Here is a 15,397-nt window from a genome sequence, read left to right as displayed (position 1 = left end):
AGTAAATTCGACCACAGATGGCGTATTTCGAGCTGAAAGGCAGTAATTCGAGGGTAGAAACGTAAATTCGAAGGTAGATGTGTATTCGGGTGCAAGGCAGTAAATTCGAGCGCAGCCGCCGTATTTCGGGGTGTATGGCAGTAAGTTGGAGCGAAGATGCCGTATTACGTGCTATAAGGCAGTAAATTCGACCACAGATGGCGTATTTCGAGCTGAAAGGCAGTGAATTCGACGGTAGACGCGTATTCGTACTGTAAGGCAGTAAATTCGACGGTAGACGTGTATTCGGGTGTAAGGCAGTAAATTCGAGCGAAGTGCCGTATTTCGGGTTACTTGGTACTTTATTCGACAGTAGACGAGGTATTTCCCTTTCCATGGCACTTAATAAAGTAATCCATAATCATGGTTCGGAAAGTGACGTTTCTTACCGACAAACTGAAAGGACCAAGCAAGAGCTTGGTCCTTTTGTGTACAATTTATTAAGCTGTCGGGCCGCCAAGTTCTTCGATTTCACTTGGAACGCTTTTGAATTTCTTGAAGTTTGCACGGAATTGTGCGGCAAGGTCCGTTGCTGCTGCTTTGTAAGCGGCAGGGTCTGCCCAAGTCTTGATTGGTTGAAGCACTTCATCAGGAACACCAGGAACATGTAGCGGGATATCCAAACCGAAGATATCATCTTTGATCGTTTCGATGTTCGCTAATTCACCTTCAAGCGCCGCTTGTACCATTGCACGGGTGTAAGCAAGTTTCATACGGCTTCCAGTTCCGTATGCACCGCCAGTCCATCCTGTGTTGACAAGGTACACCTTTGCATTGTGCTCGTCAATTTTATCACCAAGCATCTCAGCATAGCGTGTAGCTGGAAGCGGTAAGAATGGTGAACCGAAGCAAGTGGAGAATGTAGCTTCCGGTGAAGTTACGCCTCTTTCAGTACCAGCCAATTTACTAGTGTATCCGCTTAGGAAGTGGAACATTGCCTGTTCTTTGGAAAGCTTGCTGATTGGAGGCAGAACGCCTGAAGCATCAGCCGTTAAGAAAATGATTGTATTTGGATGTCCTGCAATACTTGGGTTCACGATGTTATCGATCGCTTGCATTTGGTAAGCAGCACGAGTGTTTTCAGTCAATGAACTGTCATCATAGTTCGCTTCACGCGTATCCGGATCAACAACAACATTTTCCAATACAGCACCAAAACGGATTGCATCGAAAATTTGCGGTTCTTTTTCACGTGAAAGATTGATCGTTTTTGCATAGCAGCCGCCTTCGATGTTGAATACGCCGTTAGAAGACCAGCCGTGCTCGTCATCGCCAATCAATTTACGGCTAGTGTCTGCTGATAAAGTTGTCTTGCCTGTACCGGACAGTCCGAAGAATAAAGCGACGTCCCCTTCACGTCCTACGTTAGCAGAGCAATGCATTGGAAGGATTCCAGCCTCTGGAAGTAAGTAGTTCATGATCGAGAAGATCGATTTTTTCATTTCTCCTGCATATTCCGTTCCGCCGATCAGGATCGTACGGCGTTCAAATGAAACGATGATGAACGTTTCGGATGTAGTTCCGTCCACTTCTGGGTCCGCTTTGAAGTTAGGTGCAGAAAGGATCGTGAATTCAGCTTCGTGGCCTCTCAATTCCTCTTCGTTTGGACGGATGAACAATGTATGGGCGAAAAGGTTATGCCAAGCATATTCATTAACAACACGGATGGGAAGACGTGATGATTCGTCTGCACCAGCGAAACCTTTAAAAACAAAAATCTCTTCTTTTGCTTTTAAGTAGTCAACTACTTTATTATATAGTTTATTGAACACATCTTCGGAAATCGGCCGGTTCACGGGACCCCAATCGATTTTATCTTTAACGGATGCTTCTTCCACGATAAATTTATCTTTAGGTGAACGACCGGTATATTTGCCAGTTTCAGCTTTTACCGCGCCGGTTGATGTTAAAACGCCTTCATTTCTGCTTAGTACTTTTTCGACCAATTGAGGAACTGATAGTTGAGTTTGCACATTGTTTCCTGTTAATAATTGGTGTAACTCATTAGAAACGTCTACAGAATTCATATATGAGGTACCTTCCTTTGTTTGAGTTTTTAGATTATAATTAGTATAACACATTCATTTAATTAGTCTATACTATTTCTTTCAATTTGTGATTATTTTCAGCTGGCCGCATTAATCATTTTAATCCGGCAGGAACCGAGTCACGATGATCGCATATACTTTCATGAGGGAAAATTTATTTAAATAGGAAGTAAGTAAACAATATATGTTTAAAGGGAAAGTCTGGATGTCGTTCCTTTTCGATATTCAGTCCTTTATTATTAATGGCAATTTACAACATTTCTATTCGTATATTGCGTTGTAAACCCCTCTAGGACGTTGTATCAACATGTTTTTTCAAATGAACGCCATTCTGGGTGGAAATGTTCTTTTTAGAAAAGCATTGACAAATTCCAGCCAGATACGATAATATCTTAAATTGTACGGATTCTCTTATCCCGAGTTGGTGGAGGGACAGGCCCTTTGAAACCCAGCAACCTGCCATATTGAACTTGACTCCAAGATCGATCGCCGAAAATAAAGCGAAGGTCTTCAAGGAATAGTGGTGATGGTGCTAACCTGAGCAAGGTAAAAAACCCTTGAACGATAAGAGTGAAAGGATAGAAGACAGAGTTTTAAACCTTTCCTCATTTGCCAGGGAAGGTTTTTGTGTTTTTTATAAGTAATTCTGTGTCTATAGTTGAAACTAATGAGGGAAACGAGTTCCGTAAAAATCAGGCTTATGCCTACAACATACTAACTTCCAAGGAGGAAATATGATGTCAAAGAAACGTCTATTTACTTCTGAATCTGTTACAGAGGGCCATCCGGACAAAATTTGTGATCAGATTTCAGATTCCATTTTAGATGCTATCCTAGCTAAGGATGCAAATGCACGTGTTGCGTGTGAAACTAGTGTAACAACAGGTCTTGTACTTGTTGCTGGTGAAATTACAACGTCCGCTTACGTGGATATTCCGCGTATCGTTCGTGATACGATTAAAGGAATTGGTTACACACGTGCGAAATACGGTTTCGATGCTGAAACTTGTGCCGTTTTGAGTTCCATTGATGAGCAGTCTGCCGATATCGCAGCTGGTGTCGATAAAGCATTGGAAGCTCGTGAAGGAAACATGTCAGATGAAGAAATCGATGCAATCGGTGCAGGGGACCAAGGTCTTATGTTCGGATTCGCTTGTAATGAAACAGAAGAGCTTATGCCGCTTCCGATTTCATTGGCGCATAAACTTTCATTCCGCTTGGCTCAAGTTCGTAAAGATGAAACTCTTGCTTACCTACGCCCTGATGGCAAAACACAGGTAACCGTGGAATATGATGAGAATAACCGTCCTGTACGTGTAGATACAATCGTCATCTCTACACAGCATGATGCAGAAATTACGCTTGAACAAATTCAAGCCGATCTAAAAGAACATGTAATCAAAGCTGTCGTTCCAGCCGAGTTGATCGATGCAGATACTAAGTACTTCATCAACCCGACTGGCCGTTTCGTAATCGGCGGACCTCAAGGGGATGCTGGTCTTACTGGACGTAAAATCATCGTTGATACTTACGGCGGATACGCTCGTCACGGCGGCGGTGCATTCTCTGGTAAAGATGCTACTAAAGTTGACCGTTCTGCTGCATACGCTGCACGTTACGTTGCGAAAAACATCGTGGCAGCCGGCCTTGCCGACAAAGCGGAAGTTCAATTGGCATACGCAATTGGTGTGGCAGAGCCTGTATCGATCTCCATTGATACGTTCGGAACTGGTACAGTTAGCGAAGAAGTCCTTGTTGACCTAGTTCGCGCAAACTTCGACCTTCGTCCAGCTGGTATCATCAAAATGCTTGACCTTCGTCGCCCGATCTACAAACAAACAGCTGCATACGGACACTTCGGCCGTACAGATGTCGATCTTCCATGGGAACGCACGGACAAAGCAGAAACATTAAAAGCACAAGCGTAATTCATATAAAGAAAGGTGTCCCGCAATTAGCGGGGCACCTTTTTTTTGTGGATTAATTTTGCCATCAGCGGGAATAATTCAAGAAATCGCAAAGGCAACTTTAAGGGCGATACTCGTGAAAAATGAGCGTTTACTCGTGAGATAGGAGCAAATACTCGTGAGTTAGAGCGTTTTACTCGTAAGTTGGTGCGATACTCATGAATAATGAGCGTTTACTCGTGAGTTAGGAGCAAATACTCGTGAATTAGAGCGTTTTACTCATAAGTTGGTGCGATACTCATGAATAATGAGCGTTTACTCGTGAGTTAGGAGCAGATACTCGTGAATTAGAGCGTTTTACTCGTAAGTTGGTGCGATATTCATGAATAATGAGCGTTACTCGTGAGATAGGAGCAAATACTCGTGAGTTTCAGCGATTTACTCGTGAATTTGAAGCAAATACTCGTGAATTAGAGCATTTTACTCGTAAGTTGGTGCGATACTCATGAATAATGAGCGTTTACTCGTGAGTTAGGAGTGAATACTCGTAATTTTCAGTTAAGTGCTTGTGCATTACTTTATTCGTTCCGCCGTTTTATAGTATTGGCCTTTTTCGGCGTATTCGCGTACGATGCGTTCCATATCCTGACGATCTTCTTCGTTGATTTCGCGGATGACTTTAGCTGGACGTCCGAATGCCAACATGTTCGGTGGAATGACTTTGCCTTGGGGAACGAGACTGCCGGCACCGATGAAAGCCCCTTCGCCGATTTCGGCTTCATCCAGTACAATCGATCCCATGCCGATTAAAGCTCCTTTGCGGATTTTACAGCTATGTAATATGACCTGATGGCCAATGGTTACTTCATCCTCGATGATCAATGGATTATTTGGGCTTTGGTGCAGGACGCTGTTATCCTGTATACTGACTTTTTTTCCGATGATGGTTGGGGATACATCACCGCGAATGACGGAATTGAACCAGATTGATGTTTCTTCGCCAATTTTGACATCACCTGTGACGACAGCATTTTCAGCAATATAAGCGCTTTCAGCAATTTCAGGTTCTTTGCCTTTATACGGATAAATAATCATTTTCAATCATTTCCTTTCCGAAGTGAATGTTTTTATGTATTATTTTAATATACCGTATGCAAATACACTTGGCTATTTATAATAGCAATGTACAACTTGTTAGATTTCTTTTTTGTCGAAAATCACGAATATGGTTATAATTTATATATATTATTTCAACTATCATGGATCGTACACAACAAGTGAAAAGTGAAAGGGGGATTTCGAATGTGGAAATGGGAGACAGAAGGAGACGCAAAGGGCGTCATTGTCATCATTCATGGGGCAATGGAACATCACGGACGTTATAAGTGGGTAACACAAATGTGGCTTTCAGCTGGATACCATGTCGTCATGGGCGACCTTCCTGGGCAGGGGATGACTACTCGCGCCTACCGGGGACATATCGATTCCTTTGATGAGTATTTGGACGAAGTGAAAAGCTGGATAGAAGAGGCTTATGAATATTCGTTGCCGGTCTTTTTACTTGGACACAGCATGGGCGGTTTGATTTCGATACGCCTTCTTCAGGAAGAGGAATGGGACATTGCAGGGGTGATTCTTTCTTCACCTTGCTTGGGCCTCGTGACGAAGCCGCGGAAGTTCCTTACAATGCTCTCGCATGGTTTGAACATCGTTATGCCTCAGTTCAGGGTGGATTCCGGATTGACACCTGAAATGGCGACGAGAAGTGCGGAAATTCGTGAATCCGATAGAAACGATACATTATATATCACAAAGGTTTCGGTTCGCTGGTATCGCGAGCTTGCACAGGCTATGAAGGATGCTTTTGAAGAGATTCCTGAATTTCAGGATGTGCCGCTTTTGGTGATGCAGGGCGGAGATGACCGAATCGTGAACAAGAAGGCGGTTCGTGAGTGGTTCAATTATAATTTGGCCAGTGAAAAGCAATATAAGGAATGGCCGAAGCTTTATCATGAAATCTTCAATGAACCAGAGCGTGATGATGTATTTCAATATGCGCTGAGTTTTGTTGTAAACCGTTTAAAGATATTAGGGTATGTCGTTTGATCCGTACATACGATAAATGAAAAACTGCCGAGGTTAGCCTTCGGCAGTTTTTTTGGATTAAGCAATTCGTTCGACTTGATGACCGGTGCCCAGAAAGTAACCGGGTACATAAATTGGTTCAAATGAGTAAGTTCCTTTTTGTTTGATAATGCAGTGGATGGAGATGAATGGATTTGAAGGTCAAGTCATTGGCGAATAGGTCCAAAAGCGTCGCTTTCATATTCATGATCGCTTCATGGTTTTGGGTGGAAATCGGTTTTTTGTTCTTCTGTCAACGAGTTGGCGAGCTGATAACATCCCCGTATTGATCACTTGAATCCCTTTTGACTTTTTCAGTCAATATATTCGTCAGTAATGAAGTAGGCAAATGTTCCATTATCTGCACCTCTTATCTATTTTCTATCATTGTAATCATTATAAAAATTCAAAAATTTTGGTAATTCTGCTGCCTGAGCTGGGATTGAAAAGTCAGACTGTAGACAAACTCGATGGAAATCAAGTTGGTCTACAGTTTTTATGAGGTTTTGTAAAATCTCGAACTTCGATTTCCACTCGAGGCACTCGCTTTTCGCGGGCGGTCCGGGAGACTCCTGCGGGTCTCCCCTGGACGTGCTTTCTCTGCTGGAGTTTTATACACCCGCCCTAATCAAAATTTAGATAAAACCCCTTTTGTCTACAAATGAACACCGTTCTTATCGAACGGTGTCAAAAGTGATCATCTCTTTTCAATCGCGATAATGAATGGCGGATTGTTTGCTTGGTTGATGAACCCGTATCTCAGGATATGGGCTTTCTGTTGAGGGAAGTTCTCTACATAATCCATCAATGCATCCCTTTCAGCCGATCCTCCTGGATGACCATGGTATATGACAAGGATGATGATGCCTTCCGGCGCCAGCAGTTCGAACAGCTGTTCAATGGCTGATATCGTTGTCTCGGCTTGGGTGATGATTGATTTGTCTCCTCCAGGAAGATAGCCGAGGTTGAAGATGGCACCTGTGACCTTTCCGGAATGTTCTTTGCCGATATATTTGCTTAAAAGTTCATGCCCGGAGTGAATGAGTGTACAGCGCTCTTGTAAATTCTCGGCGTTCAGTTTTGCCGTTGTGGCTTCGATCGCTTCTTTCTGAATATCAAAACTATAGACATGTCCGTCTGCACCTGTAAGCCCTGCAAGAAAGACGGTATCAAAGCCGTTGCCCATCGTGCCATCTATGGTTATATCCCCGGGGCGAACCGCTTTTTCCAGGAGAATCCTGGCGAATGGCAAAATTCGATCTAGCTTCATGATGATTGTACCTCCGTGTGATGATTTTTCCCCTGCCAGCTGTTGCGGCGTTTCAGTTCGGCGTCAATGGCATTCAGGACATCCCATTTATTGACGCTCCACATTGGACCGATCATCAAATCGATCGGACCGTCACCCGTAATGCGGTGAACGATCATTTCTGGAGGGATTATTTCCAGCTGGTCACATACAAGGCTGACATAATCGTCACGGTCAAGAAACTCGAGCAGGCCTTTTTCATATTGCTTGACCATCGGTGTCCCTTTTAATAGATGAAGTAAATGGATCTTTATCCCCTGCACATCGAGTTTGGCGACTTCACGGGCTGTTTCCATCATCATGCCGTAATCTTCCTGGGGCAGGCCATTGATGATATGGGAGCAGACGCGGATGCCATGTTTGCGCAGTTTATCGACGCCTTCTTTGTAGCAATCGAAGTCATGGGCGCGGTTGATCATCATTGCGGTCTTTTCATGGACCGTCTGGAGACCCAGCTCGACCCAAAGGTAAGTGCGTTCGTTCAATTCCGCTAAATACTCGACTACATCATCTGGAAGGCAATCCGGGCGTGTCGCGATGGAGAGTCCGACGACACCTTCCTGGGTCAATACACTTTCATATTTTTCGCGAAGCTCTGCCACGGGTGCATGCGTATTCGTGAATGCTTGGAAATAGGCCATATATTTCCCATCTTTCCATTTATGGTGCATCCGTTCGCTGATTTTCTTAAACTGGACGTCGAGGGGTTCAACCCTGCTGCCAGCGAAGTCACCAGAGCCTGAGGCGCTGCAAAAGGTACAGCCGCCATGTGCGACGGTGCCATCACGGTTCGGACAGTCAAAACCGCCATCCAGGGCAACTTTAAAGACCTTATGTCCAAAATGTTCTCTCAGGTGGTAATTCCATGTATGATATCGTTTGTTGTCCGTTGCATATATAAACGGGTTTGCTTGATTCAAATCAGCAACCTCCTAAATAAAATAAGCGCAACATATATTATACAACATTCTCGCAGCTAGGTCTTTTTTTGCAAAATAAGCGTATACTGTATACTTGAAGGCTAAATATTTTGCTGCTATTCCCAGTTTATCTTTGAATGACTATATCCAATCGGGAGCTGATGGACATGACCGGTCAAGTTGAAGAAGCGATCAAACAAATGAAAAAGAAATTAGCCGAAAATAATCAGGTGATCGAAGTAAATGAAGATGGGTTCACATACAAAGCCACTTGTACCTTCAATTCACCTGCTTCGGATGAACAAATTCATTCCTTTGAAAAGGAAACCGGACTGCTTCTGCCTGAGGATTATAAGGAGTTTTTAAAAATAACCAATGGATGCCGTCTGTTTGATAATGTGGAATCAGGCGGGGAAAACGATTTATACAGCCTGGATGATATTATTAATTACACATATGAAAATTCCTACGAGGGATGCTATAAAGTGGCTTGCATTTATCAAGATAATATTGTGATCGATGGGGAAGCCGTCGCCAAAGGCGATAAGGAGTATTTAATGGTAAAAGGCCATATCGATGATTTTGAAGAAGGCGAGAAGCTCCATATGGGCTTTGCCGAATGGATCGAGCAGTTCATTTCCCATCAAGGTGAGAAGTTTTGGGATAAAGGTTGATTGCCCAAAAAAAAATGATAATCCTCCCGTTATTTGCTCAAACTAGAAAAGATGATTCCGAATCATCCAAATGAGATGCGAAGGAGAGGGTTTGAAATGGCAACCAGACAATCCGTCGATCATTTTTTAGAGCAATGTGAAGGTGCTCTCCATTTTGCAGAGTTTGAATTTAACGAGGCCTCACGGCAGGAGCATTATGATGATGAACAATTTCAAAATTCGCAAAGGTATATCGAAGAGGCTTTGACGGATATGGAACGATTGTATGCCAGTTCGAATGACCAGCAACGGGAAATGCTTTCGCGGATGAAGCAGCAGTTGAACCAATTGAGGAATGAAATGGTTTTACTTCGACATTAAATGGAAACAGGGGAGCTATGAATGAATAGCTCCCTTTTTTGCACGAATTTTCCTGAATTCGCATATATAATGAAAAACCTGTCGATAATGTTTATGTACGGCTATTGCAATTATCGGTGAAATTGACTAGAATGAAATAAAATCAATATTCTCATAAAGACTATGATGAGGAATAGTAGCGGTTTAAACCAGTAAAGAGAGTTGACGGATGGTGCAAGTCATCCTGGGACGGTCGCGAACTCGCCTTGGAGTCCCGGGTGTGAATGAATAAGTAATGCCTGGCGTTTTAATCCATGTTACGGATGTTTTAAGCTGGGCGGATTTTAGCTATCGCCAATGTGGGTGGTACCGCGGGAAGATATACATAATCCTCTCGTCCCTATTTTGGGATGAGGGGTTTTTTATTGTTTTTTAAACGGAAATTAGGAGGAAATCATATGAGTTTTGACCATAGAAGCATAGAAACGAAATGGCAAAAGTATTGGGAAGGCAATAAGACATTCAAAACGGGTGAAGAAAGCGGCAAACGCAAATTCTACGCGCTGGATATGTTCCCATATCCTTCAGGGGCCGGTCTTCATGTGGGGCACCCGGAAGGTTATACGGCAAGCGACATCCTGGCACGGATGAAACGGGCACAGGGGTATAATGTATTGCATCCGATCGGCTGGGACGCCTTTGGACTTCCGGCAGAGCAATATGCGATCGATACGGGAAATGATCCAGCTGAATTCACGGAGCACAACATCAACACGTTCCGCCGCCAAATTAAAGCCCTTGGTTTTTCTTATGACTGGGATCGTGAAATAAACACGACAGATCCCGACTATTACAAATGGACGCAATGGATTTTCTTGAAGTTATATGAAAAGGGCCTTGCCTATATTGATGAAGTGGCCGTTAACTGGTGTCCGGCACTTGGCACGGTATTGGCGAATGAAGAAGTCATCGATGGGAAAAGTGAGCGCGGAGGCCATCCTGTTGAGCGCCGCCCAATGAAACAGTGGATGCTTCGCATCACGGCGTATGCAGATCGTTTAATCGACGATCTGAATGATGTGGATTGGCCGGAAAACATCAAGGATATGCAGCGTAACTGGATTGGCCGTTCCGAGGGAGCGGAGGTTACATTCAATATCGATGGCTTTGATGAAACATTCACGGTGTTCACGACTCGTCCGGATACGTTATTCGGTGCAACATATGCCGTATTGGCACCTGAACATCCGTTTGTCGATAAAATTACGACGGCTGATCAAAGGTCGGCAGTTGAAGCCTATTTGGATGAAGTGAAACATAAAAGCGACTTGGAAAGAACAGACTTGGCAAAGGATAAATCAGGCGTGTTCACGGGGGCTTATGCGATCAACCCGGTAAACGGCGAAAAAATGCCGATCTGGATTGCCGATTACGTGTTGATCAGCTACGGAACAGGAGCAATCATGGCCGTTCCTGCCCATGATGAGCGTGATTATGAATTTGCAGTCAAGTTCGAATTGCCGATCAAGGAAGTCGTAGCTGGCGGAGACGTGACAAGTGAAGCATATACAGGCGATGGGCTTCATGTGAATTCGGAATTCCTTGATGGGCTGAATAAGGAAGAAGCCATTTCGACAATGATCAAATGGCTGGAAGAAAAAGAAATCGGCACGAAGAAAATAACATACCGACTTCGTGACTGGTTATTCAGCCGTCAGCGTTACTGGGGTGAACCGATTCCAATCATCCATTGGGAAGACGGCACGATGTCTCCAGTGAAGGAAGAAGAACTTCCATTGATTTTACCGAAAACTACGGACATCAAGCCTTCGGGTACAGGCGAATCACCACTTGCGAACATTTCGGAATGGGTGAATGTAACGGATGAAAACGGACGAAAAGGACGCCGTGAGACGAACACGATGCCACAGTGGGCAGGAAGCAGCTGGTACTTCCTTCGTTATATCGATCCGGATAACAAAGAAGCACTTGCAGATCCTGAAAAATTAAAAGAATGGATGCCGGTCGACATTTATATTGGCGGCGCCGAGCATGCGGTGCTGCACTTGCTTTACGCTCGTTTCTGGCATAAATTCCTGTATGATATCGGTGTCGTGCCAACGAAGGAACCGTTCCAAAACCTATTTAACCAAGGAATGATCCTTGGTGAGAATAATGAAAAAATGAGTAAATCCAAAGGGAACGTCGTGAACCCGGATGATATCGTGGAAAGCCATGGTGCCGACACGCTTCGCATGTACGAAATGTTCATGGGGCCATTGGATGCTTCGATTGCCTGGTCCACAAACGGGTTGGACGGTTCTCGCAGATTCCTTGACCGTATCTGGCGTTTATTGGTCAACGATGACGGGACGATCACAGATAAGATGACAGAGACGGATGACACGGGCAAGCTCGAAAAAGTCTATCATCAAACGGTTAAAAAAGTGACCGAGAACTATGAGGAATTGAAATTCAATACGGCGATTTCACAATTGATGGTATTCATTAATGATGCTTATAAAGTGGATTCGCTTCCTAAGGTGTATATAGAAGGCTTCATAAAGCTGCTTGCACCAGTTGCACCGCACATCGCCGAGGAGCTTTGGTCTAAACTGGGCCATTCCGAGAGCATCACATACGGAACATGGCCGGCTTTCGACGAAGCGAAGTTAGTGGATAACGAAGTCGAAATCGTCATCCAAATCAACGGAAAAGTCAAAGCTAAATTAATGGTGCCGACTGACACAACGAGAGAAAAACTGGAAGAAATCGCGATGGGTGATGATTCCATCAAAGAACAAATCGATGGGAAAACCATACGTAAAGTGATTGCCGTACCAGGCAAATTAGTCAATATCGTCGCAAACTAAATAAAAATGATTGGAAGCTGTCCCGCATATTTTTACTGCTGGGACAGCTTTTTTTCGTGGCATTGGCTGACCATAGGAATTAGGTCATGTTAGGATTCTCACCGATTTAACTTTATTGGCGATCAATCTGCCAAATGGACATCTACTATCGTCATGAGAGGACATCGGAACGTAAATATCTTGCTTAATTGGTTCATGCGAATCATTTTTCAGCTCTATCGCCAAATAAATCAAGCATTTGACATAAAAAAGGGAAAAAACTGGTTGATAAAATTTTACAGTGTGATAGTTTGGTATAGTACTGAATTTTTTAACCAATTATTGGAGGGAAAACCGTGAAATTTAAGAATGTGAGTCGAATTACGGCATGTGCATTAATTTTTGCACTGATTTTCAGCTTGATGGTTCCACTGAATTCTCAAGCAGCAGCTGCAGCACCCATTGAAAATGTAAAAACGATTAAAAATGGGGACACCTTGGACGGAAAGTTTGAAAAACCGGATGTTCAATGGTACCAAATCAGTCCCACAACAGAAGAAGTACAAAAGTTCTCCCATATTGAGTTCGAAGTCAATTCGGACAAAATCTTGAATATCTCCGTATATCAAGATAAAGAAAAAGCAGAAAAAGATCAGAGCAATTATATGGTCTCTTCTTATCCTGATGAAAAAGCTGTAGTCGATTTCCCATATGCATGGGAAGGCACATATTATGTTAAAGTTGAATATTTCGGCGATACGGATGATGAAGGAAATCCCATCCCGGATGCGGAAAATGTAGCTGAATACTCCATCAATGCGCATTCAGTAACATTGCCGCCATCTGCGGGGGACGAAGGGGAGGAGCTTGAATCTTGCCCGGTTGAAGTGAGTGTAAACGATAAGAAAACGGGAGAATCCATGTTGAATACACTCCGCGTGTTTAGAGATGAAGTTCTCATGAAGTCGTCTGAGGGACGCAGCCTGTCTTCTTTATACTATAAGGCTTCGCCATTCCTTGCCTATCATCTGGCTAGCAATAAAAAAGCGAGGGATGCCGCGTATAAATATTTAGTCGAGATTAAACCGCTTTTTGATGACATTAATGAAAACGGAGCAAGCAGCACCGAAGACATTGACAAAGATCAGCAAAAAGCGATTAAAGAATTATTCACTATGGCTGCAGATGCAGCACCGGCTGGATTGAAAAAGGATATGGACAGCCTGGCAAAGAAAATCGATCTTGATAATCTTTTAGGTGAGGATATCGTCGATATCGCAAGCAAAGCGGGAATTGAACTTCCAGCATCGAAGAATATAAAGAACAAATATATCGTCAAACTTAAACCTGGGAAATCATTAAGCACTGTCCTAAAAGGAAAAGGATATGGAACATTATCGGCACCTAAGCAACAAGAGGTTCTGTATGATGATATGTATGTTGTCGAGTTAAAGAACCAAGCTAAAATGAGCACAGCAGCTCTATCCGGTATCGAAAAACTTCCGGAAGTGGAATATATCGAACCGGTAAAAACGTACAAAGCACTTTCTGCCGACATTCAGTCACCGTATCAATGGTCTTTAGCTAACGCCGGCGGGGAAGAAGGCATAAAGGGAGCGGACATCGATAACGAAAAACTGCAGAACCTTATTAAGAAACGTAATTTAAAAGATACATTGGTAGCGGTCATCGACACAGGAGTCGATGATTCACTGGCAGATCTACAGGGTGTCGTTAAAATGGAGTCAGGTAAGAACTTCATCGATAAGAAAGAAAAGGCAATCGATGACAATGGCCATGGCACACATGTATCCGGAATCATCGCTGCCAAAGCGGATAATGGATATTCCATGCAAGGAATCAATCCAGCAGCTAAAATCATGCCTGTGAAGGTCTTGGACTCTTCAGGATATGGAGACAATGAGAAAATTGCACTAGGCATTAAATATGCCGTGGATCATGGTGCAAAGGTCATAAACCTTAGCTTGGGCGGAGAATATAGCAGGACAATTGAATATGCCTTGAAACATGCCGCTGCCAAGAATGTAATGGTTATCGTAGCAAGCGGTAATGATGGGATGGAAGGTCTTTCTTATCCTGCATCATCAAAATACGCCATATCCGTCGGTGCAACCAATGCCCTGGATTTAGTATCCGATTATTCCAATTATGGATCGAAGTTGGACATGGTCGCTCCGGGGACAGCCATCCCGAGCCTTGTGCCTAATGGGAATGTTACCTACATGGATGGTACATCAATGGCAGCTCCTCATGTTGCGGCAGCTACAGCCTTATTATTATCCGGAAACCCTGGGTTGAAAGTGAATGAAGTAAGGGAAATCCTTCATGAGACATCGGAATATGTCGCTTTTGAAGAAGAAGATAATATAGACCCGTATGAGGACTATGAACCGGAGGATGGAGAAATCATCATACCGGAAGAAGAACTTCCTGTTGGAAAAGATTTAGTCTCTGGATACGGAAGGTTGAATGCGTACAGTGCACTTAGTGCAGTGGATTTACAAGCTAGAGTCAATCTTGTGATGGATACGCAAACAAAACTAACTGGTTCAGCTAAAAAGGGTTCAGTGATCGAAGTGAAAAGCGGAAGCAAAACGCTCGGTAAAGGAACGGCGGCAGCTAACGGAATGTTCACCGTTACGATTCCGGTCCAAAAAGCTGAGCAGCAGCTTACTGTGAATATCTCTGATTCTTCCAAACTAGCAGTATCTTCAATCAAAGTATTCGTGAATAAGGGTGCAACCCCTAACAAGCCAACTGTCAAAGCTTTAAGTGACAAAGATACGTATGTTACGGGTCAATCGCAAGCGGACATGAAAATCACGATCAAAAATAGCGCGAAAAAAGTGATTGGTTCAGGTAACACGGACAGCAAAGGGAATTTCAAAGTGAAAATCAGCAAGCAAAAGGCTGGCAATAAACTTTCAGTCACAGCTACAGACTTAGCAAAACGTGAAAGCAAGGCGGCAACCGTGACTGTTCTCGATAAAACAGCTCCGGATGCACCGAAAGTGAATGAAGTAAGCGACAGCGCCACCAAAGTAACAGGTAGAGCGGAAATCGGTTCGACCGTTACCGTGAAGCACAGCAATAAAAACATCGGAACGGCAAAAGCTGATAGTAAGGGGAACTTCTCCATTAAGATCAGCAAGAAAAAAGCAGGC

10 protein-coding genes, 1 riboswitch and 1 other annotated feature are annotated in these 15,397 nt (G+C 43.6%); of the genes, 6 read left to right on the top strand and 4 right to left on the bottom strand.

Annotation, left to right across the window (positions count from 1 at the left end; all coding sequences use genetic code 11):
• Positions 1–479 precede the first annotated feature (479 nt).
• Positions 480–2,066: a phosphoenolpyruvate carboxykinase (ATP) gene (gene pckA / locus J7I90_RS23755; protein ID WP_214774065.1), complete on the bottom strand. Its 1,587-nt coding sequence runs from the start codon at positions 2,064–2,066 to the stop codon at positions 480–482.
• A gap of 429 nt (positions 2,067–2,495) precedes the next feature.
• Positions 2,496–2,658: riboswitch (SAM riboswitch) on the top strand.
• Between the two features lie 163 nt (positions 2,659–2,821).
• On the opposite strand from pckA, the gene metK reads away from it, so the two are divergent.
• Positions 2,822–4,015, top strand: coding sequence for a methionine adenosyltransferase (gene metK, locus J7I90_RS23750; protein WP_034310567.1), 1,194 nt, complete (start codon positions 2,822–2,824; stop codon positions 4,013–4,015).
• A 552-nt stretch (positions 4,016–4,567) separates the two neighbouring features.
• Here the strand turns inward: metK and J7I90_RS23745 are convergent.
• Positions 4,568–5,086 (bottom strand): gamma carbonic anhydrase, encoded by a 519-nt coding sequence (locus tag J7I90_RS23745; protein ID WP_214774114.1) that lies wholly within the window; start codon positions 5,084–5,086, stop codon positions 4,568–4,570.
• Positions 5,087–5,296: 210 nt separating this feature from the next.
• Between J7I90_RS23745 and J7I90_RS23740 the strand changes: the two genes are divergently transcribed.
• Positions 5,297–6,100 (top strand): alpha/beta hydrolase, encoded by an 804-nt coding sequence (locus J7I90_RS23740; protein WP_214774063.1) that lies wholly within the window; start codon positions 5,297–5,299, stop codon positions 6,098–6,100.
• A 715-nt stretch (positions 6,101–6,815) separates the two neighbouring features.
• Here J7I90_RS23740 and mnmM read toward each other — a convergent pair.
• Both mnmM and mnmL read right to left on the bottom strand, forming a co-directional pair.
• A complete protein-coding gene (mnmM, locus tag J7I90_RS23735; RefSeq protein ID WP_214774061.1) occupies positions 6,816–7,388 on the bottom strand; it encodes a tRNA 5-(aminomethyl)-2-thiouridylate-methyltransferase MnmM in 573 nt (190 codons plus the stop codon).
• A complete protein-coding gene (gene mnmL, locus J7I90_RS23730; RefSeq protein WP_214774059.1) occupies positions 7,385–8,347 on the bottom strand; it encodes a tRNA modification radical SAM protein MnmL/YtqA in 963 nt (320 codons plus the stop codon). Before mnmL ends, mnmM begins: the two co-directional genes overlap by 4 nt.
• 137 nt (positions 8,348–8,484) lie before the next feature.
• Here mnmL and J7I90_RS23725 point away from each other — a divergent pair, with 137 nt between their 5' ends.
• The 4 genes from J7I90_RS23725 to J7I90_RS23710 all read left to right on the top strand — a co-directional run.
• The gene (locus J7I90_RS23725) at positions 8,485–9,021 is read left to right on the top strand and encodes an SMI1/KNR4 family protein (RefSeq protein WP_214774057.1); all 537 of its coding nucleotides are present in this window, start codon (positions 8,485–8,487) and stop codon (positions 9,019–9,021) included.
• Positions 9,022–9,117: 96 nt separating this feature from the next.
• Positions 9,118–9,381, top strand: coding sequence for a DUF2524 family protein (locus J7I90_RS23720; protein ID WP_214774055.1), 264 nt, complete (start codon positions 9,118–9,120; stop codon positions 9,379–9,381).
• Positions 9,382–9,534: 153 nt separating this feature from the next.
• Positions 9,535–9,765: a binding site (T-box leader), on the top strand.
• Positions 9,766–9,818: 53 nt separating this feature from the next.
• Positions 9,819–12,233 (top strand): leucine--tRNA ligase, encoded by a 2,415-nt coding sequence (gene leuS, locus J7I90_RS23715; protein WP_214774053.1) that lies wholly within the window; start codon positions 9,819–9,821, stop codon positions 12,231–12,233.
• A gap of 335 nt (positions 12,234–12,568) precedes the next feature.
• Positions 12,569–15,397: S8 family serine peptidase (locus J7I90_RS23710; RefSeq protein WP_214774051.1), on the top strand; the 2,829-nt coding region annotated here is incomplete at its 3' end.

It is taken from the genome of Bacillus sp. ISL-57, assembly GCF_018613135.1.
Lineage (GTDB): Bacteria > Bacillota > Bacilli > Bacillales > DSM-1321 > Peribacillus > Peribacillus frigoritolerans.
Note: the sequence above shows the minus strand (reverse complement) of the source record. Positions and strands in the feature narration are given on the sequence as shown.

Bases quoted from the DNA above. Each gene is read 5' to 3' on its own strand.
- pckA (WP_214774065.1), bottom strand. From the start codon at position 2,066: ATGAATTCTGTAGACGTTTCTAATGAGTTACACCAATTATTAACAGGA.
- metK (WP_034310567.1), top strand. From the start codon at position 2,822: ATGATGTCAAAGAAACGTCTATTTACTTCTGAATCTGTTACAGAGGGC.
- J7I90_RS23740 (WP_214774063.1), top strand. From the start codon at position 5,297: ATGTGGAAATGGGAGACAGAAGGAGACGCAAAGGGCGTCATTGTCATC.
- mnmM (WP_214774061.1), bottom strand. From the start codon at position 7,388: ATGAAGCTAGATCGAATTTTGCCATTCGCCAGGATTCTCCTGGAAAAA.
- J7I90_RS23725 (WP_214774057.1), top strand. From the start codon at position 8,485: ATGACTATATCCAATCGGGAGCTGATGGACATGACCGGTCAAGTTGAA.
- J7I90_RS23720 (WP_214774055.1), top strand. From the start codon at position 9,118: ATGGCAACCAGACAATCCGTCGATCATTTTTTAGAGCAATGTGAAGGT.
- leuS (WP_214774053.1), top strand. From the start codon at position 9,819: ATGAGTTTTGACCATAGAAGCATAGAAACGAAATGGCAAAAGTATTGG.